This window comes from Salinimicrobium aquimaris, assembly GCF_035607535.1.
Lineage (GTDB): Bacteria > Bacteroidota > Bacteroidia > Flavobacteriales > Flavobacteriaceae > Salinimicrobium.
Genome location: NZ_JAYDZX010000001.1, coordinates 639,429 through 664,168, shown reverse-complemented (window position 1 = coordinate 664,168; position 24,740 = coordinate 639,429). Strand labels below are relative to the sequence as shown.

Annotated in this window: 20 protein-coding genes; 7 read left to right on the top strand and 13 right to left on the bottom strand. The window is 42.2% G+C overall.

Going from position 1 to position 24,740, the window contains the following annotated elements; genetic code table 11:
- Positions 1-5,907 carry an HYR domain-containing protein gene (locus tag VR862_RS02965; protein ID WP_324719455.1) on the top strand — a complete coding sequence of 1,969 codons (5,907 nt, stop codon included), beginning with the start codon at positions 1-3 and terminating at the stop codon, positions 5,905-5,907.
- Here VR862_RS02965 and miaA read toward each other — a convergent pair.
- The 7 genes from miaA to VR862_RS02930 all read right to left on the bottom strand — a co-directional run bounded on the left by miaA (position 5,900) and on the right by VR862_RS02930 (position 12,881).
- Positions 5,900-6,808: a tRNA (adenosine(37)-N6)-dimethylallyltransferase MiaA gene (miaA, locus tag VR862_RS02960; protein WP_324719454.1), complete on the bottom strand. Its 909-nt coding sequence runs from the start codon at positions 6,806-6,808 to the stop codon at positions 5,900-5,902. The two genes, VR862_RS02965 and miaA, sit on opposite strands and share 8 nt — an antisense overlap.
- Positions 6,801-7,625: an ion transporter gene (locus VR862_RS02955; protein ID WP_324719453.1), complete on the bottom strand. Its 825-nt coding sequence runs from the start codon at positions 7,623-7,625 to the stop codon at positions 6,801-6,803. Before VR862_RS02955 ends, miaA begins: the two co-directional genes overlap by 8 nt.
- Before the next feature lie 65 nt (positions 7,626-7,690).
- Positions 7,691-9,064, bottom strand: a complete 1,374-nt coding sequence (locus tag VR862_RS02950) for an exonuclease domain-containing protein (RefSeq protein WP_324719452.1) — start codon at positions 9,062-9,064, stop codon at positions 7,691-7,693.
- Between the two features lie 16 nt (positions 9,065-9,080).
- The gene (locus tag VR862_RS02945; protein WP_324719638.1) at positions 9,081-9,740 is read right to left on the bottom strand and encodes a YggS family pyridoxal phosphate-dependent enzyme; all 660 of its coding nucleotides are present in this window, start codon (positions 9,738-9,740) and stop codon (positions 9,081-9,083) included.
- Between the two features lie 7 nt (positions 9,741-9,747).
- Positions 9,748-10,983, bottom strand: coding sequence for a DUF1015 domain-containing protein (locus tag VR862_RS02940; protein WP_324719451.1), 1,236 nt, complete (start codon positions 10,981-10,983; stop codon positions 9,748-9,750).
- A gap of 36 nt (positions 10,984-11,019) precedes the next feature.
- Complete coding sequence (locus VR862_RS02935; RefSeq protein ID WP_324719450.1) at positions 11,020-11,910, bottom strand: 3-hydroxybutyryl-CoA dehydrogenase; 891 nt, start codon at positions 11,908-11,910, stop codon at positions 11,020-11,022.
- An 8-nt stretch (positions 11,911-11,918) separates the two neighbouring features.
- Positions 11,919-12,881, bottom strand: coding sequence for a Gfo/Idh/MocA family protein (locus tag VR862_RS02930; RefSeq protein ID WP_324719449.1), 963 nt, complete (start codon positions 12,879-12,881; stop codon positions 11,919-11,921).
- A gap of 137 nt (positions 12,882-13,018) precedes the next feature.
- Between VR862_RS02930 and VR862_RS02925 the strand changes: the two genes are divergently transcribed.
- Positions 13,019-13,663: a protein-L-isoaspartate(D-aspartate) O-methyltransferase gene (locus tag VR862_RS02925; protein ID WP_324719448.1), complete on the top strand. Its 645-nt coding sequence runs from the start codon at positions 13,019-13,021 to the stop codon at positions 13,661-13,663.
- 904 nt (positions 13,664-14,567) lie between these two features.
- On the opposite strand, the gene smpB is transcribed toward VR862_RS02925, so the two are convergent.
- Positions 14,568-15,023, bottom strand: coding sequence for an SsrA-binding protein SmpB (smpB, locus tag VR862_RS02920; RefSeq protein ID WP_324719447.1), 456 nt, complete (start codon positions 15,021-15,023; stop codon positions 14,568-14,570).
- Positions 15,024-15,141: 118 nt separating this feature from the next.
- Between smpB and VR862_RS02915 the strand changes: the two genes are divergently transcribed.
- Positions 15,142-15,885 carry a DUF6503 family protein gene (locus VR862_RS02915; protein ID WP_324719446.1) on the top strand — a complete coding sequence of 248 codons (744 nt, stop codon included), beginning with the start codon at positions 15,142-15,144 and terminating at the stop codon, positions 15,883-15,885.
- Here VR862_RS02915 and VR862_RS02910 read toward each other — a convergent pair.
- Genes VR862_RS02910 through VR862_RS02900 form a run of 3 tightly spaced genes read right to left on the bottom strand, consistent with a single transcriptional unit; the run spans position 15,882 to position 18,086 of the window.
- Positions 15,882-16,424: a glycosyl-4,4'-diaponeurosporenoate acyltransferase CrtO family protein gene (locus VR862_RS02910; RefSeq protein ID WP_324719445.1), complete on the bottom strand. Its 543-nt coding sequence runs from the start codon at positions 16,422-16,424 to the stop codon at positions 15,882-15,884. The genes VR862_RS02915 and VR862_RS02910 overlap by 4 nt on opposite strands.
- A 36-nt stretch (positions 16,425-16,460) precedes the next feature.
- The gene (locus VR862_RS02905) at positions 16,461-16,982 is read right to left on the bottom strand and encodes a SixA phosphatase family protein (protein WP_324719444.1); all 522 of its coding nucleotides are present in this window, start codon (positions 16,980-16,982) and stop codon (positions 16,461-16,463) included.
- A gap of 3 nt (positions 16,983-16,985) precedes the next feature.
- Entirely contained in the window at positions 16,986-18,086 is a 1,101-nt protein-coding gene (locus tag VR862_RS02900; RefSeq protein WP_324719443.1) for an esterase-like activity of phytase family protein, read from the bottom strand.
- Between the two features lie 101 nt (positions 18,087-18,187).
- Between VR862_RS02900 and VR862_RS02895 the strand changes: the two genes are divergently transcribed.
- Complete coding sequence (locus VR862_RS02895) at positions 18,188-18,373, top strand: CsbD family protein (RefSeq protein ID WP_324719442.1); 186 nt, start codon at positions 18,188-18,190, stop codon at positions 18,371-18,373.
- Between the two features lie 32 nt (positions 18,374-18,405).
- Here the strand turns inward: VR862_RS02895 and clpB are convergent, their stop codons facing one another.
- Complete coding sequence (gene clpB / locus VR862_RS02890) at positions 18,406-21,006, bottom strand: ATP-dependent chaperone ClpB (RefSeq protein WP_324719441.1); 2,601 nt, start codon at positions 21,004-21,006, stop codon at positions 18,406-18,408.
- 204 nt (positions 21,007-21,210) lie between these two features.
- Between clpB and ytxJ the strand changes: the two genes are divergently transcribed.
- Together ytxJ and VR862_RS02880 are read left to right on the top strand one after the other, a co-directional pair.
- Positions 21,211-21,609: a bacillithiol system redox-active protein YtxJ gene (ytxJ, locus tag VR862_RS02885; protein ID WP_324719440.1), complete on the top strand. Its 399-nt coding sequence runs from the start codon at positions 21,211-21,213 to the stop codon at positions 21,607-21,609.
- A 126-nt stretch (positions 21,610-21,735) separates the two neighbouring features.
- The gene (locus VR862_RS02880; RefSeq protein WP_324719439.1) at positions 21,736-21,948 is read left to right on the top strand and encodes a hypothetical protein; all 213 of its coding nucleotides are present in this window, start codon (positions 21,736-21,738) and stop codon (positions 21,946-21,948) included.
- 66 nt (positions 21,949-22,014) lie between these two features.
- Here the strand turns inward: VR862_RS02880 and fahA are convergent, their stop codons facing one another.
- Positions 22,015-23,304, bottom strand: a complete 1,290-nt coding sequence (fahA, locus tag VR862_RS02875) for a fumarylacetoacetase (RefSeq protein ID WP_324719438.1) — start codon at positions 23,302-23,304, stop codon at positions 22,015-22,017.
- 110 nt (positions 23,305-23,414) lie between these two features.
- On the opposite strand from fahA, the gene glyA reads away from it, so the two are divergent.
- Positions 23,415-24,689: a serine hydroxymethyltransferase gene (gene glyA, locus VR862_RS02870; protein ID WP_324719437.1), complete on the top strand. Its 1,275-nt coding sequence runs from the start codon at positions 23,415-23,417 to the stop codon at positions 24,687-24,689.
- Positions 24,690-24,740 lie beyond the last annotated feature (51 nt).

Below are 24,740 nucleotides of genomic sequence, written 5' to 3'. Positions count from 1 at the left end.
ATGAGGAGACTCCGCGCCATCCAAAAAAGTGATTCTACTGCCGTATTCCTGCGGCATTTTTTTGGTGCGCATGGTACTGGTCTTAGAAGGAAAAAAACTCTTACACTGATATTTTTCCTTGTTCTGTTCTATTCCACAGGTGGAGCTCTCCTGGCACAGGAACCCACGTATGTACACAGTCCTCTGGAGTCAAAGAATCTCGATGCTTTCAGTATTACCCTTACAGACGCAATAAATCCCCAGGCCAAAATAAACAGGCTCATCATTGCTGTAGATGTAGGTCCCGATGGTGAAGTCTACGTGCTAACATTTGGTAATGGAATAAAACGAATAGGAGCCAATGGCGGACTTATTGATTTTATTCCAAACACCAGTAACAGGTTGAGTAACTCCCTCGATTTTGCTATCAATAGTGATGGGAAATTCTTCGTTGCAACTAATGAAAGCAACCGAAGATTTATTCGGGTATATTCCCCTAAAGGTGTTTATCTACCCGGGGAAACCTTGGGGAATGGTGACTATGGTACCGGAGCAGATAAGTTTAAGGGTCCCTCTGGCCTTACCTTTGATAGTAATGATAACCTTTATGTTGCCGATCATTATCTGGGAGATGCAGATCCTCCTAGTCCCAGTGCAATAAAAATTTATCGTAAGGATGCTGCCGGGAACTATAAAAATAATTTAATTAGAGAATTCGACAATGTTAATGGAACCCTCCTGAACTTCCCTTATAGAATAGCTGTGAATAGTTCAGGCCAACTTTATATGTCTGAACTTGGGCAGAATAATGAAGCAGAAGTTAAGATAATTGACTTTGATGACAACTTTAATCCCATAAGTCTTTCAAACGGACCATCTGCAAATCTTGGTGCTCCCGGAAGTATAATTATTGACAAATTTGATTACGTTTTTGTAGCTGACTTCGGGAATGAAATTGACTTGCCAAGATTATTGGCAGCCACCGATGACATAGATGAATTTTATGCCGTTTTTGAGATAATTAAAAACGGGATAAAAAATAATATTTTTAAGATCAATATCTACAATCCCAATGATTCCTTTAGATCTACAATATCTTCCCAAATAGATTTTCCCATAGACTTCGCCATTTCACCTTGTGGCACCCTATATGCAAATAATGCTGTCTTTGACGGAGAACTGGATTCCTATTGCATTCCATTCTTCGGTTGTACTGATGTTCCAGATTTCGACCTGGATTTTGATCTTGAGGTATATAATAGATCTTCCGGTTATGATACTGACGCTCCAAGCCTGGTTTCCTGTTCCAATGACCTGGAGGAAGAGCTCGTCAATGGGAGCTTTGCAATAGGAGATTATTCTAACCTTGCACAATTCACAGATGACTGTGATGATGATCTCGACATTATTCAAACTCCGCCAGTAAATACATATATAACAGAAACCACGACCATTACATTAACTGCAAAAGATGACTCCGGAAATGAATCGGGAAGTTGTTCTTTTCAAATAATAATTAATGATCCTACAGATACCACAGATCCTGTTTTTACAAATTGTCCTTCTGAAGAAATAATAGTAGTAAATGATGTTGGCCAATGCGGTGCTATTGTCAATTATTCCGAACCTACTGCAACAGATGATTCCGGAGCTGTCGATATTGTGAGAACTGACGGTCCCGCACCCGGAGAATTCTTTGCCGTTGGAACTACAACTGTTACTTACACAGCGACAGATGATGCAGGAAACTCTGCGAGTTGCAGCTTTACAATTACAGTGACCGATGATGAAGCCCCGAAAATTACTTGTCCTCCAAATGTTGTGGAAACTGCAGATTTTGGAGAAACAGGTGTAGTGGTAAACTTTACTGAACCTGTTCCTGGTGATAATTGTTCTGTTGCGAATTTTGAACAGACAGGAGGCCTTCCATCTGGTAGCGAATTTCCCGTTGGGGTAACTACCAACACATATGTAGTTACAGATGTTGCCGAAAACACTTTTTCTTGCAGCTTTACCGTCACAATCAACCAGAGTGATGATGAGGAGAATCCCGTGATATCCTGTCCTGGGGATATTGAAATTTTAAATGATCCCGGACAATGTGGTGCGGTAGTGACCTACCCGCAACCTCAGGCCAGTGACAATGGAGGTTCACCCCAAATAACAAAGCTAAGTGGACCTGATTCAGGGGAATTCTTAGCCGTGGGCGAACATGAAGTAGTTTTCGAGGCCCGAGATGCAGCCGATAATACGGCCACATGTACTTTCGTTATTACGGTCAAAGACGAGGAGATCCCCGTTTTCACAACCTGCCCTTCTAATTTAACCCAATACATTTCAGCTGAAAATGGTGTTTATCTTGTTCCTGATCTACTGGAGCTCGTGACCGCTACAGATAATTGTAGTTCTATTCTGAATTATTCACAGTCTTTGCCTGTAGGTACAGAATTAACTTCGGATACTTCTGTGTCAATTACCGCATCTGATGAATACGGAAATGAATCAGAAGCCTGTTCCATAGAACTGGTTTTGGTTGAAGAGGAACAGCCCGGTTTCGAATGTGGAATTCCACCTGCCACCCTGGATCTTGATGAAAATTGTAATTACCCTGAACGCGATTTCAGTTACCTCATCACAAACAGGGAGAACTTTTCCGATGAACCCTTTATTGAACAATTAGAGCAAAGAGAAGGGGATGTTTTAAATGTTAAATTAAAGGTCTATGATGGGATCGATAGTACCGGTGATTTCATCGGCCAATGCGATTTCCAGTTCTCTCTTGTAGACAATTTAGATCCTGTTCTTCAGGCGTGCGATCAATCAACTGTTAGCCTGAATCTTTCGCCGGGAGAGAGTTTTATTGTACCAGATTATTCCGGCAAGATTAGCTACACAGATAATTGCGGGCCCCTTCAGGTTGTTCAGCTTCCCGAAATAGGAAGTACTATTACCCAAAACACAACTGTGACCTTAAGAGTGGTGGACGAGGCTGGCAATTCCTCTGAGGAATGTTCATTTTCGATTAACTTTGATCAAATTCAAACTTCTATAAGTTGTCGAACTGCTACTATTTCCCTGGGAAATCTAGGTACGGCAACTCTTGATCCCGAATCCGTTTTTGATGGAGATCCAAGTGACCCGCAGATCCAAAATTTGGAGGTTTCACCAAACGTTTTTGACTGTGAAGACCTGGGACTTCAGCCGGTGGAGTTAACGGTAACCTACACAGATGGTTCAACTGCACAGTGTAATGCTCAGGTTGAGGTGGTGGACGAGATCAATCCTGAAATGAATTGCCCCAATCAGGAGGTTAATCAGGTATTTGATCCCCGGGAAGGTTATATTCTTCCAGATTATAGCGCCGAGTTTAGTGTTGAAGATAACTGTGGTTTTTCTGTTACTCAAGTTCCGGAACCAGGCACGGTCATTTTTGAGAGCCGGCAGATAGAATTGATAGTAGAAGATTCCGGCGGAAATATAACTACCTGTAACTTTACTCTAAGGCTTAACTCCACTGAAGATTTTAGAATTACTTCCTGTCCTGCTTCTCAAACATTAGAAGCTTCCGAAAATTGCAGTGTGGTACTTCCAGATTTTACCTTGCAGGTTGAAACATCTGAACCCTATGTCAATATCATTCAGCTTCCATCTCCCGGTACTCGGATTTCTGAACCAACAGAGGTAAGCATTACAGTGACGGGACCAAATGGTGTGAATGATACCTGTTCTTTTATAATTGATGGAGAGGACACTACTCCTCCTGTAGTGCAATGTCCCAATAATATTACGGTACAGGCTCCGGCAGGTGAAAACTTTGTGCTTCCTGACTACAAAGAACTTTTAGAAATTACAGAAAATTGTTCTTATAGTATAGAGCAAAGTCCTGCTCCCGGAGTGGAGATCTCCGGAAATGAGACCGAGATTTTATTTTCTGTAACCAATGAAGCCGGATTAACGGTAAGCTGCAGTTTCACCCTTTTTCTTGCCGATAATGCTCCCCTGGAGATCACCTGCCCGGGGGATCAAGAGGAGTCGTTTGAAGATAATTGTGCTTTTGTACTACCCGATTATACAGAAATGGCAAGTGTTACCTGGCCTACTGCACAAGTCACCCAGGATCCACCCGCAGGTACTTCTGTTTCCGGATCCACCCAAATCACTTTAACTGCTGCAGATGGTAGTGAGACTGCTTCTTGTACATTTAACCTGGAAGTAGTGGAGGAAACTCCACCCAGCATTACCTGCCGGGAGACCTTTACGCTGTATTTAAATGAAGAGGGATATGGGATTTTGTCTGCAGATATTCTTTTGGAAAGTGCACAAGATAACTGCGGAATACAAAGTACCGTCCTAAGTAAAACCAGGTTTGAAACCACCGATATTGGGGAAAATGAGGTGGTGGTCACCGTAACCGATGTCAATGGATTGGTTTCAAGTTGTATCACCACAGTAATTGTAATCCCTTTTGAACAAAGCGGGGGCGTCTCCTGTACAGAATCCATTACCCTGTCTCTAGACGAAGAAGGTAAAAGAGAACTTATTCTTAACTATACCGGAAACAAAGAGAATATCGCACTTGAACTTAGTAAAAAAGATTTTACCTGTGATGATATAGGTTCTCAAATGATCACTGCGACCTACTACGGGGAGCATACCGGAAGTTGTGAGATAGAGATCGTCGTGGTGGATGACTTACCTCCCGTTGTAAATTGTGTTTCTGAAGTTAACCTCATCCTGGACCAAAACGGCGAAGCTGAGCTTTCATCTAGTGATGTTGATCTTGGCTCCTCTGACAACTGCGGAATTGAGAATGTACGATTGAGTAAAAGTAGATTTACCACAGAAGACCTGGGAACTCAACAAGTAAGGCTAATTGTCACAGATTCATCGGGTAATTCCAATTTTTGCGAGGTAACCGTGAATGTCAATCCTTACATGGCTACTACGGGAGAATTGAACTGCAAAGAAAAGGTAGTACTGGAGCTCAATTATAATGGAGAAGTAACCTTAACCGCGCAGGACCTATATGCAGGTGATCCCACCGGACTTGAGTTCTTTGGAGAGATCTCTTATACCTGCGAAGATTTGGGAATACATACGGTCATCCTTTCCAAAAAAGATGATCCTTCACAAAGTTGTGAAGTAGAGGTTGAGGTAATGGACAAAACAGCTCCTGTTACGGTTTGTCTGCCAGATCTTACAATTAACCTAAATGCTAATGGTACTGCAGCCTTATCTGCAGAAGAATTTGGAAATGGATCTACAGATAATTGTGAAATTGCTTCTATGAGTCTGGACAGAACTACTTTTACAACGGCTGATATAGGTCAACAACAGGTGCTTTTGACAGTTAAAGATACATCAGGCAATTTCAGTACTTGCGAGGGTACTGTAACTATAGTGGCAAATGAAGAAAATCCATCCCGGGTTCAATGTGCAGATCTTGTTACCCTTAGCCTTGACGCAACCGGAAGGGCAGAAATAGAGCCGGAAGATCTTTTTTCAGGAGGCACGAGTACCGGTACCTACACAGTTAGTCAGTCACTATTTACTTGTGAAGACCTGGGAGAGAAGGTGGTCACTCTCAACTATTCAACAGAATTTGAAGAGGGTTCATGTCAGGTGAGAGTGGGGATAGATGATCCTTTTGGATTATGTGAGAATGCGGGGCCGATTGAGGGCGATACTTTGATCCTTTATCCCAATCCCGGAGATGGATTTATTAGGTTTGAACTTTCTCCCGGGCTGCAAATCGACAGGATCGAAGTCTTTGATGTGAGAGGTAGGTTTATTTTGGAGCATCAATACGACAACACTGTACCACCAGTGGAATACACCTTGGATCTGCGGGCGTACCAGGCAGGGGTATATCCTATGATGATCTACACCAATGGGAGAGAGTATCTAAAAAGGGCAATTATCAAGTAAGTCTTTTTTGGACGTAAGAAACAACTTCTTTAGTAGGAGTGCCTACTTCAAACCATTTGATTTCCTCGTTTTTCCTGAACCACGTGAACTGGCGCTTGGCGAACCTTCTGGTGTTCTTCTTTATTTCAGCTACTGCGGTTCCGAGATCCCATTCTCCCTGCAGGTATTTAAACAGTTCCTTATATCCTACGGTGTTGAGGGAATTGAGTTCTCTCTTTGAAAAAAGGTCTTCGGCTTCCTGCAACAAACCTTCCTCCATCATGATATCCACGCGCCTGTTTATTCGATCATATACAATCTCTCTTTCGGCAGTGAGGCCAAGATATATGGTCTCAAAAAAGCGGTTTTTGGAGCCACTTTTCCTGAAGGAAGAATAAGACTTTCCTGTGCCTCTGCAAATTTCCAGTGCTCTGATGACGCGGTGCGGATTTTGGAGATCAACTTCGGAATAATAATCAGGATCTTTGTTCTTTAATTCCTCCTGAAGCTTTTCCAATCCAGATTTTTCCAGTTCGGTCTTTAAATTTATCCTGATTTGCGGATCCACTTCCGGAAAATCATCTAAACCTTTTGTAACGGCGTTGACATAAAGTCCACTGCCGCCAACCATTACCACCACATCTTTTTCTGTATACAACTCCTGGAGCTTTTGCAGGGCGTCCCGTTCAAAGTCTCCTACAGAATATTCCTCCTCCACAGAAATATGCTGTATAAAGTGATGATTTGCAGCCTCTAATTCTTCTTTAGAAGGAACTGCAGTGCCAATCTTCATTTCTTTGAAGAATTGCCGCGAATCGGCCGAAATGATCTCTGTGTTAAGGCTTCGGGCGAGTTCAATGCCCAAAGAAGTCTTCCCAATAGCTGTAGGGCCAACTACTACGATCAGGTATTTTTTATTCATTCAGAAGTTTTCCGCAGTTATGACAGTATTCGGCCTTATCCAGGTGTTGTGATTCATTGCAATGAGGGCATACCTGTGTGTTCACCTGAACCCGGTTTGATGCCCTTGAAAATTCCGAAGTAACAATTCCGGTTGGTACGGCAATAATACCGTAACCCGTGATCATAATTATGGAAGCTATGAACTGGCCCAAAGGGGTAATAGGGTGAATGTCACCAAAACCTACGGTGGTTAGCGTCACTATGCACCAATAGATCCCTGTGGGAATGCTGGTGTAGCCATTTTCGGGCCCTTCTACCAGGTACATTATGGTTCCCATGATCACACAGAGAATGACAACTGCATAAAGAAATACCAGAATTTTCGCCCGACTGTTCCGCAGGGCGAGGAGTAACCTGTTGGATTCTCCAATGTACCGGGTGATCTTTAAAATCCTGAAGATCCTTAAAAGCCTTAGTGCACGGACTGCGAACAGCAGGTTATGACCCCCACCTAAAATGGCAAGGTAAGTAGGAAGCGTAGAGAGCAGATCGACTATACCATAAAAGCTGAAAATATATTTGGCAGGTCTGTTGATCACAACGATCCTTAGTATGTATTCAATGGTGAAAATGGCAGTAATGATCCACTCTGCTGTGTAAAATTCCCAGTAATATCTTTCGCTTAATCCGGGAATACTCTCCAGCATTACGAGGACAATACTCAAGACAATTACAAAGAGCAGCCCAATGTCAAAGGTCTTTCCAATAGGAGTATCGGCTTCATAAATGATTTCATGAAGTCTTTTTTTCCATTCTGAAGTATTTGATTTGGCCACAAATGTAGAATTACTGCCTAAAAATAGGATTTTTCGGGGGAATGTAAACTCTTCAGAAGATAATTCTATTCTGCAGGATCGAGCATGATTACCTTAAGCCGATTATTTTTTCGAAGGTAATTCTGAATAATATGTTGGGCATCGCGGTCATTTTTCATGGGAGTAATGATCGACTTGATGATGTCCATGTTGTTAAGCTGGTAGTTGAGATTGAAATATCCAATTCCCTTGAATTGTCCTTCCTCAACTAGTAAGGCACTCTTTTCATCAAGATCCCGACCACGGTCAATGACCAGCATATTTTGCTTTTCATAGCTGTATTTGTCGAGTATTTCCTGCACTCTCTTATTGTATTCCAGGGTAGATTCTTCTCCAAGGCAGGCCCCATTGCATTTTTTAATGCTGTAATGAAAGCAACTTCCATTGCCATCATGGGTGCCGGTATATCTCTGGCACAGGTTGTACTCTTCCACCAGATTCGACAGCATTTGTCTGGCCTGTTGCTGGTTTGTAAAAGTAGTCACCGCTTTCTTACGGCGGTCGGCTTTGCCAATTCTAAGATGAATAAAGCCATTCTCGTCCTTAGATTGATAAAGAGCGTAGGAAAAGATAGTTCGGGAAAGGGATTTATTGAATTTCGGTTTATTCCGTTTGATCTCCTCATTTTCTTTGAGCAGCGCATTGAGTTCATTTCCTGTAGCTTCGTAGCTAACAGACACAACTTCCTTTTGAATCTCTAAAGATTTGCGGTTCTCGCTGGTGAAATGTTGATTTACACGCTTCTTTATATTCTTGCTTTTCCCAATATAGATGATATCTCCTTCTGAATTGTGCAGGTAATAAACCCCAGTGATGGAAGGCAGATCTTCAAGCAACCTTAGAAGCTTGTCATCCATCTGCAGTTTCGGAGTGTTCCTCACTGAACTTTTGAGGATCTCTTTTTCAGAATCCTTCGCGAGGAGCATTTTGAAGAGCTTTACTGTAGCCTGGGCATCCCCGCTCGCTCTATGCCTGTCGCTAAGAGGAATTCCAAGGGATCTTACAAGTTTTCCAAGGCTATAGGAAGGCAGACCGGGAATTAGCTTTTTTGACAACTCTACCGTACAAAGGCTTTGCCTCTCATATTCAAAACCCAATCTGCGGAACTCTGTTCTAAGGATACGATAGTCGAATTTTGCATTGTGAGCAACCAGAATAGCTCCTTCGGTGATCTCCACGATCCGTTTTGCTACCTCATAAAATTTTGGAGCATGCCGAAGCATTTCGTTATTGATACCGGTAAGGCCAACAACAAAAGGCTGAATCGGAATTTCGGGATTTATAAGGCTAATGAATTGATCTACGACTTTATGACCATCAAATTTATAGACAGCAATTTCTGTAATCCCCTCTTCATTGTACTTCCCGCCGGTAGTCTCTATGTCTAAAATCGCGTACAAATGCTAAATCTCCCAGTTAATTATAATTTCTTTCTCCAAATATCGAACTTCCTATCCTAACCATTGTGCTGCCACAGTCTATAGCGATCTTATAATCGCCACTCATTCCCATAGATAAAATGCTGAAGGAATTATATTCAGATTTTAAATCTTCAAAGGTAGTCTTTAAAAAGCTAAACTCCTTTCTTACTTTTTCTTCTTTTTCGGTAAATGTTGCCATTCCCATCAATCCAACTACCTTAACGTGAGTCATTTTGCGGTAAGCATTAGACTGTAGAATACTTTTGGCTTCATCAACATCTATTCCATATTTCGTGTCCTCTTCGGCTATCTTGATCTGCAGGAGGCAGGAAATTGTGCGGTCATATTTTTTGGCCTGTTTCTCAATCTCCCTTAGAAGCTTAAGCGAGTCGACAGCATGAATAAGATCTACGTATTCTGCCATGTACTTCACCTTGTTGCGCTGTACGTGGCCCACCATGTGCCATTTTATATCCTTAGGCAATTTCTCCCATTTTTCGGTCATCTCCTGGATCTTGTTCTCACCAAAGATCCTTTGCCCTGCATTATAAGCTTCTAAAATGTCATCTACGGGTTTAGTTTTAGAAATGGCTACAAGAGTGACCTCTTCAGGAATTTCATCTTTAAATTTAGTGATATTTTCTGCAATGCTCATAAAGTCTTCAGAATTCATAAACGGTGAGTCCGCTGCGCAATTTCGGTTCAATGCAGGTGCTCTTTGGAGGCATGGTCAAACCTGCATCTGCAATTTGTTTGATCTCTTCAATCGTTAGGGGTAACATTCCGAAGCCAACAGCAAATTCACCTTCATCTACAGCTTTTTTTACGTCAAAAGTGTCATTTCTACCCGGAAGATAAGATATTCTGCGGTCATTTTTAAGATCTTCGATCCCTAATATAGGTTTCAGGATCTTGATGAAGAGGATGTAAGGATCGAGAGAACTCAAGGAATCGGTGAATTCGTAATTCGTCCTTCGCAGATAGAGGGAGTAATATTCTCCATCCAGGTACATGGAAAAATGATGTTTTTTGGATGGCTTGTAAAACTGAGTCCCTCTGTTCTCAATTCTGAACCACTCATCAAGGCGGATCAAAAATTCCTTTTTCCCAAGTCCGTTGAGATCCCGCACCAGCCTGTTAAACTCATAGAGCTTCAGGTTGCTCTCGGCGATCATGTAGCTCAGGAAAAAATTATACGGCTCTTCACCTGTGTGGTTTGGGTTCTTTTCCCGGGATTCTTTGGCAAGTAACCAGGAGGAAGCACTACGGTGGTGACCATCGGCAATGTAAACAGCCTCCATTCCTTCAAACTCCCTTCTTATAAGTTCCGTCTTTTCGGGATCATCAACCAGCCACATGTAGTGTACATCCCGGTTTAAAGAGGAAAATTCGTATTCCGCACGCTCCTGCATTACCTCTGCAGTGATCTTGTTGATCACCTGGCTATCGGGATAAGTGAGGAGCACAGGCTCGGTGTTAAAGCCTACCGTTTTAAGGTAATCTTTAAAAAGCTGTTCCCTGTGAGAAATAGTGTCCTCATGTTTTTTGATCACGTTGTTCTCGTAATCTTCGGCACTTGTAGCAGCGATAATTCCGCAGTAAGCCTGGTGACGCGAGATGGTCTTGTAGATATAATAAGCCGGCTTTTCATCCTGAATAAAGACCTCTTCTTCCTTAAATTCGAGATACCGGTTCTTTACAAGCTGAAAGCGCTCACTTCCCGAGATTTCCTTCTGAAATTTATACCCGGGATTAATAATATGCAGAAAAGAAAAAGGATTGTGCTCCAGCTGAAACGTTACCTCATCTACCGAATATTCCTGATAGGGACGCGAAGCCACAAGCCCCACCTTGTCCCGCGAAGGGCGTACTGCCTTGAAAGGAATTATTTTTGCCAAATGCTGCTGATTAATTAGGTTCTAAAAATGCCTTTTTTAAGAGGTGAACTGACCGGAAACTTTTTCTGCTTTTCGGCTTTCTGAATAATCATAGAAACCTTCTCCCGATTTCACTCCCAGTTTCCCTGCCTGCACCATGTTTACGAGTAGGGGACAAGGCGCATATTTAGGATTTTTAAAACCGCTGTACATCACTTCAAGAATGGAAAGACATACATCCAGCCCAATAAAATCGGCTAGTTGAAGTGGTCCCATAGGATGAGCCATTCCAAGTTTCATCACCGTATCGATCTCCTCTACACCTGCTACTCCATTGTAAAGCGTTTCGATGGACTCGTTGATCATTGGCATTAAAATACGATTGGCAACAAACCCTGGGTAATCATTGACTTCAACAGGTTCCTTTTTTAGCTTTTTTGAAAGGTCCATAATGTTTGCAGTAACCTCGCCGCTCGTGTTATAGCCACGAATGATCTCCACAAGCTTCATCACAGGCACCGGATTCATAAAATGCATCCCTATTACCCTTTCCGGATTGGAGACCACAGAAGCTATTTTTGTGATGGAAATCGAGGAAGTATTGGAAGCGAGAACCGTTTCGGCAGAACACTGCTCATCCAGTTGCTTAAAAATGGAAAGTTTCAGCTCTACGTTTTCAGTGGCCGCTTCAACTACGAGGTCCACATTCTTTACGCCTTCAGAAACCTTTGTAAAGGTGGTGATGTTGTTTAGCGTGTTGGTTTTATCATCTTCAGAAATTTTCTCTTTGGCGACCATGCGGTCCAGATTTCCGGAGATGGTCTTCATACCTCTCTCCAGGCTTTTTTCTGAAATATCAATGAGATTTGTTTTGTACCCGAATTGAGCAAAAGTATGGGCGATCCCGTTTCCCATAGTTCCTGCACCAATAACTGCAATATTTTTCATAGTAAGTGTTAGTTGAATGAATTTATAATTTGTTTGGCCACCCGCAATGCCTGCATTCCCTGCTCAAGACTCACAATTGGTGTAGAGTCGTTCTCAATAGCATCGGCAAAGGAATTAAGTTCATCTAAAATGGCATTGTTAGGGTTGACTTGTGGATTATCAAAATAAATCTGCTTTTTTAAACCTTCGGCATTCTGAAGGATCATGTCAAAATCACCCGGCACGTCGGGGGCATCCTTCATTTTTACCACCTCACATTTTTTCTCCAGGAAATCTACCGAGATGTAAGCGTCCCGCTGAAAGAATCGCGCCTTTCGCATGTTCTTCAGAGAGATTCGGCTGGCAGTAAGGTTTGCTACACAACCGTTCTCGAATTCAATCCGGGCGTTGGCAATATCGGGTGTTTCACTGATCACGGAAACCCCGTTTGCTTTAATCTCCTTCACTTCAGAATTGACCACGCTTAGAATTGCATCAATATCGTGAATCATAAGATCAAGCACTACCGGAACATCTGTACCCCGGGGATTAAATTCCGCCAGGCGATGCGCCTCAATGAACATAGGGTTCTCAAATTTTTCGGCGACTGCTTTAAAGGCCGGATTAAATCTTTCCACGTGTCCAACCTGTCCTTTTACCTTAAACTCCTTCCCCAGTCGCACTAATTCCTCAGCTTCTTCTATAGTGTTGGTAATCGGCTTTTCAACAAAAAGATGCTTTCCTGCCTTTATGGTCTTTTGGCCAACTTCGAAATGAGAAAGGGTAGGAGTTACCACATCGACAACATCAACAGCTGCGATTAGGTCATTCAGGTTGTTGAAATATTTGTAACCGAATTCTTCTTCAACTTTGCGGCCACTGTCTTCATCTATATCGTAGAATCCTACCAACTCATACTTTTCGGATTCCTGGAGTAAACGCAGATGAATTTTTCCTAAGTGTCCTGCACCCAGGACGCCGGCTTTAAGCATAATAAAAGGTTTTCAACAAAAATAACATTTCTTGAACTAAAGCCAATGCCAATTATGGCCGAATAAGACCAGCCATTCCCATTTTTTCTTTAACCTGAGGTAATCTTTGTGTAATTTTGCCGCTCAAAAGAAATAGGGTGCGAAAGGATACACTTAAACATCAGGGAAAGAGACTGCAGCTGGCGAAAGTTGTAGAAGGTAAAGGAATCAAGGATGAAAAAGTACTTGATGCCATCAAGAAAATTCCGCGACACCTTTTCATGGATAGCAGTTTTGAAGATCATGCATACCAGGACAAAGCCTTTCCTATTGCTGCAGATCAGACCATTTCCCAGCCCTACACTGTAGCTTTTCAAACTGAAGTGCTGCAGGTCAAAAAAGGAGATACAGTCCTTGAAATTGGCACCGGAAGTGGCTACCAAACCGCCGTGCTTTGTGAGCTGAGTGCAAAGGTGTACAGTATCGAAAGGCAACAGGAATTATTCAAGAGAACAAAGCTTTTCCTTTCAAAAATAGGATACCGGCCGCGTTATCTTGCCTTCGGCGATGGTTATAAGGGTTTACCCGATTATGCTCCTTTCGACAGGATCATTGTTACTGCCGGCGCCCCGTTTGTTCCGAAGCCGTTACTAAGTCAGTTGAAGGTTGGAGGAAGAATGGTCATCCCGGTGGGAAAAGACACCCAGGTAATGACACTTTTCGAAAGAAAGTCTGAAACAGAATTTGAGAAAACAGAATTCGGAAACTTCAGGTTTGTGCCTTTGCTGGAAGACAGGAATTAGTGGTCAGTGATCAGTGGTCAGTATTCAGTAATCAGTATTCAGTATTCAGTAGGCAGTATTCAGTAGGTAGTAAGAATTTCCTTCTGTGCGCCCAGGGATTTCATGTTAAACTTATCAGCTCCTCTCCCTGGGAGAGGCGGGGGTGAGGATGAGAGGCTTCAGTGGTCAGTGTTCAGTGATCAGTATTCAGTGTTCAGTTGGCAGTGGGAATATTTCTTTCAGTGCGCCCAGGGATTTAATGCTAATCAAATCAGCTCCTCTCCTTGGGAGAGGCGGGGGTGAGGATGAGAGGCTTCAGTATTCAGTGTTCAGTGTTCAGTTGGCAGTAAGAAATTTTTTTCAGTGCCTCCCAGTATTTCATGCTAAACCAATCAGCTCCTCTTCCTGGGAGAGACGGGGTGAGGATGAGAGGATTGAGTATTCAGTAATCAGTATTCAGTATTCAGTAGGCAGTATTCAGTAGGTAGTAAGAATTTCCTTCTGTGCGCCCAGGTATTTCATGTTAAACCGATTAGCTCCTCTCCTTAGGAGAGGCGGGGGTGAGGATGAGAGGCTTGAGTTTTCAGTGGTCAGTATTCAGTGGTCAGTTGGCAGTGGAATATTTCTTTCAGTGCCTCTTAGTATTTCATGTTAAACCAATCAGCTCCTCTCCCTGGGAGAGGCGGGGGTGAGGATTAGAGGCTTGAGTGTTCAGTGTTCAGTTGGCAGTGGGGAATATTTCTTTCAGTGCCTCCAGGGATTTCATGTTTAATTTATCAGCTCCTCTCCTTAGGAGAGGCGGGGGTGAGGATGAGAGGTTTCAGTATTCAGCTGGCAGTGAAATTTCACCTTTTCAACTGTTCTACTGACATTAAAGAAGAAAAGTCCAGGATCTTGATTCCTGGCTTTTTTAGTGCAGCGGTCTTTACTTGTATTCCTTCTGGATCCTGTCCAGCTTTCTTTTATTTTCTCTATCCCTAATGGTTTCCCGCTTATCATATAATTTTTTACCCTTGGCAAGAGCAATTTGCATTTTTGCCAATCCGCGGTCATTGATGAAGAGCCGAAGCGGAATAATTGTTAATCCGGAGTTTTTCACCTCTTTCTCAAGTTTCCTTAGTTCCCGCCTGTTTAGTAGAAGTTTACGGGCGTGCTTTGGATCGTGGTTGAAATAGGTGGCGTGAGAGTATTCCTGTACCGTCATATTAATGACAAAGAGCTCATTGTTGGAGAACTCACAAAAACTTTCGGCTATTGATGCCTTGCCCTCCCTTATCGCTTTGATCTCGGTACCTGCAAGTTTGATCCCTGCCACATATTTGTCCAGGATCTCGTATTCAAATTTCGCCTTTCGATTTTTGATGTTTATATCGTTCTTCATAAAACAAAAGTAACAAGCTTTCCCGAAAATCCCTTCTTTTTAGGGTTTTCTTAAAGAGAGATCGATCTATTTCAGATTTAGGCCTCAAATAGGTATTTTTGCAATGAAAATCCTACTTATGAAAAATATTTTTTGGTTTCTCCTTGCTGCTCTGCTCATATCCTGTCAACAAGAGGAGGAACTTTCTGAAGCAGATAAAATTATTGCGCAGGCTATAGAGAAAGCCGGAGGTGAAAAATATGAGAATGCAATAATTGAATTTCAGTTCCGGGAAAACTTTTATACCAGTAACAGAAAGGAGGGTTTGTATGAACTTACAAGGCTGAGAAAAGACTCGCTAGGGGAGATAGAGGATATCTTGACCAATGAAGGGATAAAATCAATTAGAGAGGACCGGGAAGTGGTAATGCCCGATTCTGTTTCGACTGCAATAGCAGAAAGTGTCAATGCCGTTCACTATTTTGTACAATTACCCTTTGGGCTACAAAATGATGCTGTCATTACTGAGCTTATTGGACAAGATACCATTGACAATAAGGTCTATCACGAAATAAAAGTGACCTTCAAACAGGAAGGTGGCGGTGCAGATCACGAAGATGTTTACATGTACTGGATCGAAAAGGATGAACTCACTGTTGATTATCTTGCTTATCGTTTTTTTGTGAATGACGGCGGAATTAGATTCAGAAAGGCTGTAAATCCCAGAACTGTCAAGGGAATTCGATTCGTAGATTATGAGAACTACAAAACTGATAATCTCTCTACTCCGTTAGAAGATCTTGACGACCTTTTCCGAAAAGGGCAATTGACAAAGGTTTCTCAGATAGAAAATGAAATCTTGAAAGTGGAAATCCAGAATTAATTTCCTTTAAAACTTCTCGTCTCAATAATCTCGAGGGCTCTTTTATAACGGGGCCTGTTATATCGCTGGACCAAAATGGGATAGAGGTTGATCACCACATTTAGAACAACAAGCCATAGAGCTTCTCTTAAATTATCTGCTATAAGAAAGGTAATGAAGGTAACCATAAGAAAGAGCAGGGTGTGGCCTGCTTCAGAGCTTCGGGATTTGTATTCTGCAAGTTCAATAGCACTTTTTCTACCGGAAATTTTGATTTCTTTCCTGCTAATTCTTTCCCATCCGCACCAAACCAATAGTTTCCTATAAAGATTCACCCCTATAAGTTTGTAGATCGCACCTTCTTTTTCAAATTTTTTAGTTTGGAAATAGGAAAAATTATATTTCCATTTGAAAAGGGAATCCAAATAAACATACCACGGCATTAGGACGAAATGCAGGATGTAAGCAAAGGAAAAGCTGGTAAAGCCTGAAAATTCTCCCCAATAGTAGCAGCACAAGAATGCTATAATTGTCGCTAGCAGACTTTTAAGATATTTCATCCTGAAAAGTTAACCTAAGATTCCTTTTTTGAGCCACTAATTGATATACAGCACCTGGGAAGTTTTCTCTCCATTTGGAGCTACAGTGACAATGAAAAGGCTTCCGTATTCCTTCTCATCCACATCCTGAAATTTTTTCTCTTCCAAAACCAGATTCACAAATGCGGGATTAGTATTGCTATGACCTACTACCAGCACAGTTTTGCCTTTTGTCTTCTCCTTAAAAACAGGATCATTTAACTGCCGCGGATCATATATGTCGACCTCTTTTTTCTGGGAATCAGCAATTGTTTTTGCCGTCTGCATGGTCCGGTTATAATTGCTGGAGAAGATAAGGTCGAATTCTACTTCTTTAAAAACCTCGGCCCACTTTGCTGCTCTTGCAACACCTTCGGGAGTGAGGTTGGGATTCCTGTCATCTTTGTTACTCTCGTCCTTTTCGGCGTGGCGAATAAAATAATATTGTGTTAGGCTTTCCTGCACAGGCAACTCAATTTCCGGTTCAGAATTGTCACCTAAAGATAGCAATGAAAGTAAAAGGATGAAAAAGCTGTTCATGAATTAGTTTTTAGGAATGAATTCCATGAGGATCACCTGGTTCAATTGCTGTCCCATGGAATTGAAATTATTATCTGAAATTAAAATGAGGCTTTTATTTCCGTTAGACAATTCGGGCCCGAAGGTGATCCCTTCAATGTTATCAATGATCTCCTGATCAAGGAAATTCTTTGCCCATTTAAAATCGTATAGCAAAGTCTTCTTAGCCGGATTGTTGAAAGCAACTCTCAGGTTATTGATGTCAAGGGTATTGGTTCCCAGTGTGGCGTCTACATCATAGATCCTTACCGTATTGCCTTTTTGGCCATGCCCGGCAGAAAATCCTCTTTCCAGGATAAGAAATTTATTAGGGGCATATTCCAGAAGATCTGTGACTCCGTTAACGGCAAAATACAACCACGGGATCTTTGCTATGCGGTCAAGCCGGTAGGGAAATTGTTTTGTTGCATTTCCGGTTTTTTTATCGAAATAGGTGATTCGTACCGGCGATTTAGTGGGATAAAGCTTTGGTTTAGGTCCATCTGTTTCCAAAGGAAGTTCCATCGCCGCCCAAACTCCTTTCCCGTCATGGGAAACAGCAAGGCCTTCAAGAGTTCCGTTATTGCGGGGTTTTTTTATACTTTCGGCCAGAAGATTTTCGGGTACAGAAAAAGAGCTCACAAAATTCCCATTTTTGGAGACCTTAAAAACCATAGGATCTTTGCCGCTTTTAATATTTCCCTCACTGCTCAGGAGGAAATTCTCTTCCGCAGGATCAAATAGAATGCTCTCAAGATCAAGATGCTGATCTTTTAATTCTTCCTGGTCTTTATCCAAAAGGATTACATCAACTATGGAAACAGAATCTATTTTCTCTTCTGAAATTTCTATCCTGGCCAGGTAGATTCTGGGATTGGAAGGTTGATCGCTCACCATGTAGTAATTACCTTCATGATAGTCAATTCCTGAAAGTCCACCCACTTCGGTTCCTTCAACGGTTAAACCGCTTTCAATACTGTAATCATCCAGAAATCTGACCTGGACATTTGATGTGTTTCCTAATCTGGAGCTCTTGCAGCTTACCAACGCTGAGGCCAGAAAAACAAGAAGAATTATTTTTCTCATAGCGGTAAAAATAACAAAATCTTAGGAGCAAAATGGCAAATTTTTAAAGGAGAGGAAGAGCATTTCTCGGTAACTTGGAATAGAATCTAAAACACCTAATTATGAATAATGATCAAATTGAAGGAAAATGGAAACAGATAAAAGGTGAGTTCAAACAGAAATATGGAGATCTCACCGATGATGATGTTACCTACCGTGAAGGCAAATTTGATGAAATGCTGGGGCGTTTGCAGGAAAAAACGGGCCGCAGTAAAGAGGATCTGAAACGGGAAATCGATAGATGGTAAAAAAAAGGCCCCGAATTTTCGGGGCCTCTCATTTATTGGGCAATTTCTTCCTGGTTCCTGAATACCAGTTCCTCATCAAAAGCATCCAGCAGAATGATACTGTCTGTATGGATCTTTCCACTTAAGATCTCTTTCGAGAGCTTGTTGAGAACCTCCTTTTGAATCGTTCTCTTCACCGGCCTTGCTCCATATTGAGGATCAAAACCTTTTTCAGCAAGATGCGCAATTGCTTCTTCGGTCGCATCAAGTGTAATTCCCTGCTTTGCAAGCATTTTTGTTACCCCTTTCAATTGTAGTTCCACAATTTTATTGATGTCTTTACGGGTAAGTGGGGAGAACATGACGATATCATCAATCCTGTTGAGAAACTCTGGCCTTACACTTTGTTTTAACAGAGCCAGTACTTCCACCTTGGCACTTTCCATTGCCGTATCAAGATCCTTCACAGCATCAAATTTTTCCTGGATAATGTGAGATCCCATGTTTGAGGTCATGATGATGATAGTGTTCTTAAAGTCGGCCACCCGACCTTTATTGTCTGTTAATCTACCCTCATCCAGCACTTGTAGCAAAATGTTGAAGGTATCGGGGTGAGCTTTTTCGATCTCATCGAGCAGGATCACAGAATACGGCTTTCTCCTTACAGCCTCGGTAAGTTGACCACCTTCATCGTAACCCACGTATCCCGGAGGAGCACCTACTAACCGGCTGACGGCGTGCCGCTCCTGGTATTCACTCATGTCGATCCTGGTCATGGCGCTCTCATCATTGAAGAGATAATCAGCCAAAGCTTTTGCAAGTTCGGTTTTTCCGACTCCTGTTGTTCCCAGGAAAAGGAAGGAGCCGATCGGCTTTTTCTGATCCTGTAATCCTGCACGGCTTCTTCGTACAGCATCACTTACGGCCTGTATAGCTTCGTCCTGTCCAACAACCCTGCGGTGCAGTTCATCCTCAAGTTTGAGCAGTTTTTCACGTTCAGTTTGAAGCATCTTGGTTACAGGAATTCCCGTCCATTTTGCAACTACTTCGGCAATATCCTCATTCGTGACTTCTTCCTTAATCATGGATTTTCCTTGCTGATTTTCTTCAAGTTGCTTTTGAAGCTCAGCCAGTCTTTCCTGTTCTTCCTTGATCTTTCCGTAGCGTAATTCGGCTACCTTACCATAGTTTCCTTCTCTTTCGGCGCGTTCAGCTTCAAGTTTATATTCTTCAATTTTAGATTTTGAGGTCTGAATGTTATCAACTACTTCTTTTTCATTCTTCCACTGGGCGTGCAGTTCATTGCGTTCATCCTTGTAATTGGCAAGATCTGCGCGAAGAGCTTTTAATTTGTTCTCATCATTTTCCCTCTTGATAGCCTCCATTTCAATCTCCAACTGCATGATCTTTCGATCGAGCACATCGAGTTCCTCGGGTTTCGAATTGATCTCCATGCGCAATCTCGAAGCCGCTTCATCCATAAGGTCGATAGCTTTGTCGGGAAGGAAGCGGTTGGTGATGTAACGCTGGGACAGTTCAACTGCCGAAATAATAGCTTCATCTTTGATCCTCACTTTGTGGTGGGTTTCATACTTCTCCTTTATCCCGCGGAGGATGGAGATCGCACTCTCGGTGTCGGGCTCATCTACTGTAACCTTTTGAAAGCGCCGTTCCAGTGCCTTATCCTTTTCAAAATATTTTTGATACTCATCAAGTGTGGTTGCACCAATAGCTCTAAGTTCTCCTCTTGCAAGTGCGGGCTTTAAAATGTTAGCTGCATCCATTGCACCCTGACCACCACCGGCTCCAACCAGGGTGTGGATCTCATCAATAAAGAGCACAATATTGCCTTCACTCGAGGTAACCTCTTTAATGACGGCTTTTAACCTTTCTTCAAATTCCCCCTTGTACTTTGCTCCTGCGATCAAGGCTCCCATATCTAAGGAGTAGATCTGTTTGTCTTTTAGGTTCTCCGGCACATCTCCCGCAATGATACGGTGAGCCAGACCTTCGGCAATGGCAGTTTTACCAACTCCAGGTTCTCCAACCAGCATTGGGTTATTCTTGGTTCTTCGGGATAGTATTTGAAGCACGCGACGAATTTCCTCATCCCTGCCAATTACCGGATCAAGCTTACCTTCCTCGGCAAGTTTGTTAAGGTGGTTCGCGTATTTGTTCAGGGAATTGTATGTTTCTTCTGCGCTTTGAGAGGTAACATTTTCCCCTTTCCTGAGTTCCTGAATAGCAGTTTTTAAACCTTTTTCGGTAGCTCCCTGGTCTTTCAGGATCTGGGCTACCTTACTAGAGGATCCAAAAATGGCCAAAATGAGGTGTTCTATCGAAACATATTCATCTCCCATTTTTTTAGCTACGGAAGATGCATTGTTAAGGGTTCTCGATGCTTCGCGGGAAAGCATGATATCTCCGCCGCTCACCTTTGGAAAACTCTGTAAAGTCTTATCCAGGATCTGCTGAAAAAGAGCAACATTGATATTAAGCTTCTTCAGAAGAAAAGGAGTCACATTCTCATCTACTAAAGTAATTGCTTTGAATATATGTTCGTTCTCTATTTGCTGATGTCCCAGTTCCTGAGCCAGTTGCTGAGCCTGTTGAATGGCCTCCTGGCTTTTTATCGTAAAATTGTTCAGATTCATAGTAATGTGTTGTTTGTTCTTTTTATTCCAGGTTTAGCAAAGCATGTACCAGCGGCCTTTAGCAGACAAAATGGCTGAAAATGAGCAAAAACGAATGACTTTTTGTCTCTTATAAAGATACTAAACTTCAGGCTTAATCACCGAAATCTCAGAGGATTTTACTATTTTACGGAGTTCAAAAAAGTTGTAACTAAAGTTTCAAAAATGGGATTATTCGATAAAGTTTTTAAGAGCGAAAGAGATATAGTGAAGAAGGAGATCGAGGAGGTGCCATGGCATGCCTTGACTGAAGAGCAGCAGCTTGAAAAGATCAAGCAAGAATCTGAAAAGCAACCTGTGGTGATCTTCAAACATTCTACCCGCTGCCGTATTAGCCGTATGGTATTGAACAATTTCGAAAGGAATTATGATCTTCCTAAAGATAAGGAGGTGAAACTCTATTTTTTGAACCTTATCGCCAATCGGGGTATTTCAAATGAGGTTGCCAGCCGTTTTCGGGTAAGGCATGAGAGTCCGCAAATGATCATCCTCAAAGACGGGGAGGTGGTTCATCATTCCTCTCATCAGGCAATTGACGTTGAAAGAATCAAAGAGTTCATTTAGTCTATTCGATTCCGAATTATGTTAAAGCACTAAATTCCAGTTAAAGGTTTTATAATCAGCTTTTTATAGAGGTTGGATGTGGTTATATTTAAATAGTATTTATTATTAACTCAAAAAAACTTTATTATGGAAGAGAGAAGAGAAGATCGCAACCGGGATCGCAATGAAGAGCAAAGACGGCACCAGGAGGAAGAGCAATCAAGAAAGCCGGCTCAACAGGCCGCAGGTGACCGCGATAAGCAACGCAGTGAAGATGCCGACAGAGAAAGAGATATGGATCGGGATCGAAACAGAGAGGAAAGAACCGGAGGTTCCGGTAGCAGAGAAGAACGCAGATAATCTTTTCTAACTAGAATAGAAAGAGCCGCAAATTTGCGGCTCTTTTGTTATGTTCAGGAAAAGGTTTTATTTTTTCTTAGGTTCAAAAACGGGAAGTAGCTTAGTGCTCACTTCTCCAAAACCTATTCTGTAGTTTTCCTTTTTGCAGTGACCGCGCATGATCACCGTATCATTATCTTCAATAAAGGTACGGGTGCTGCCATCGTTAAGTTTTACCGGTTTTTCCCCTTTCCACGAAAGCTCAAGCATAGAGCCGTAAGAATCCGGAGTTGGGCCCGAAATAGTTCCCGATCCCATCATATCTCCCGACAACACTGGACATCCGTTAACGGTGTGGTGAGCGAGTTGCTGACTCATATTCCAGTACATATATTTAAAGTTGGATTTCGAAACTCTTGTTTCTTCTCCATTTTCCGGCTGTAGGAAGACTTCCAGTTCTATATCAAAGCTTTTTTTACCATTTGATTGCAGGTAAGGCAATAACTTCTTTTCAGGTTTAGGACTTTCCACTCTAAAAGGTTCAAGAGCATCCAGAGTAACGATCCATGGAGAAACCGAAGAAGCGAAGTTCTTCGCCAGGAATGGTCCGAGGGGAACATATTCCCAGGTTTGAATATCTCGGGCACTCCAGTCATTGAATAATACCAGTCCAAAAATATAATCTTCGGCCTCCTCTATTGGAATAGGTTCTCCCAGGTGGTTCGCATCTGTGGTAATGAAAGCCATTTCCAATTCAAAATCCACTCTTTTTGAAGGTCCGAACTCCGGCTCATCGGCATCTTTAGGTTTGGTTTGTCCTTGCGGTCTGTGGATTGGAATTCCGCTGGGGATTATAGAAGAACTTCTTCCGTGGTAACCCACAGGGATGTGAAGCCAGTTTGGCAACAAAGCATTGTCGGGATCGCGGAACATGGTTCCAACATTCGTAGCATGTTCTTTACTCGAATAAAAATCGGTGTAATCTCCTACCTGAACAGGCATTTGCATCTCGATCTCATCCAGACCAAAAAGAACTACCTGCCGGTGTTCTTCATTGTCGCGGAGTTTATCATTGTTTGCGTCAAAAATTTCAGCAATGCGGTTTCTTACAAGTCTCCAGGTCTTTTTACCATCAGAAATAAAGTCGTTGAGAGTATCTTGAAGAAAAATATCGTCGGTTAATGGGATTCCTTCAAAATAGCCCAGCTGGTGCAGGGCTCCGAGGTCAATTGCGGTATCGCCAATGCGAGTACCTATAGTAATAATATCATCCCTGGTAAGAAAAACTCCGAAGGGAATATTTTGTATAGGAAAATCAGAATTTTCGGGAACTTCCAGCCATGTTTTTCGTGAAGGGTCGTTAGCTGTAATGGACATAATAAATGTTGGTATTTTGTTAAAATCAATTCGAACCAAATATATTATTTTCTAACTAAGAACCGAATGTATTTGCTATTTTTGAGTATTATTTAACGTAAAAAATGCATATGCAAAGGGATAACGAATTATTTGATTTAATTGACGCAGAAAAGGAAAGACAACTAAATGGTTTAGAGCTTATTGCAAGTGAAAATTTTGTAAGTGAACAGGTGCTTGAAGCAGCAGGTTCTGTGCTAACAAATAAATATGCTGAAGGCTATCCCGGAAAAAGATATTATGGTGGGTGCGAGGTTGTGGATGAAGTTGAGAATCTGGCGATCGAGAGGTTAAAACAGCTTTTTAATGCAGAATACGCAAACGTGCAGCCACATTCGGGATCACAGGCAAATACTGCTGTTTTTCACGCCTGCATGAATCCGGGTGATAAGTTCTTAGGCTTTGATCTTTCACACGGCGGACATTTAACTCATGGTTCTCCCGTAAATTTCTCCGGAAAACTTTACCAGCCTGTATTTTACGGAGTAGATAAAGAAACAGGATTAATAGATTACGATGAAGTTCAGAAAATAGCTGAAAAAGAGCAGCCTAAAATGATCATTGCCGGTGCATCTGCATACTCCCGTGAGATCGATTACAAAAAATTTCGTGAGATAGCCGATAGTGTTGGAGCCATTCTTTTTGCCGATATCGCGCATCCTGCCGGTCTAATTGCCAAGGGACTTTTGAGCGATCCCATTCCTCACTGTCACATCGTATCTTCGACTACCCACAAAACCCTTCGCGGTCCTCGCGGCGGGATAATTATGATGGGTAAGGATTTTGACAATCCTTTTGGAGAGACCTTAAAAAACGGAAATCCAAAGAAGATGTCCATGTTGCTTAACAGCGGGGTTTTCCCCGGAAATCAGGGCGGCCCATTGGAACACATCATTGCTGCCAAAGCAGTGGCTTTTGGGGAAGCACTTACAGATGAATTCCTTCATTACACTGTGCAGGTGAAGAAGAATGCCAAACGTATGGCAGAAGCATTCATGAAGAAGGATTACCAGGTGATCTCTGGCGGAACAGACAATCACATGATGTTGATCGACCTGCGTAACAAGAATATTTCAGGAAAGGAAGCCGAAGAAGCTCTTGGAAAAGCCGATATAACTGTAAATAAGAATATGGTACCGTTTGATGATAAGTCTCCCTTCGTCACTTCCGGAATTCGAATTGGTACTCCGGCTGTCACCACCCGCGGACTTAAAGAGGATGATATGGACACAATAGTAGAATTAATTGATCGTGTCATTACAAATCATCAGGATGATGATAAACTTGATGCGGTACGGGAAGAGGTGCTGGATCTAATGCAGGGCAGACCTCTGTTTCAAATGTAGATTGGTAAAAGTTCCGGCTCTTGTCTCTTGCAGAGATTTGGTCTCGACTCA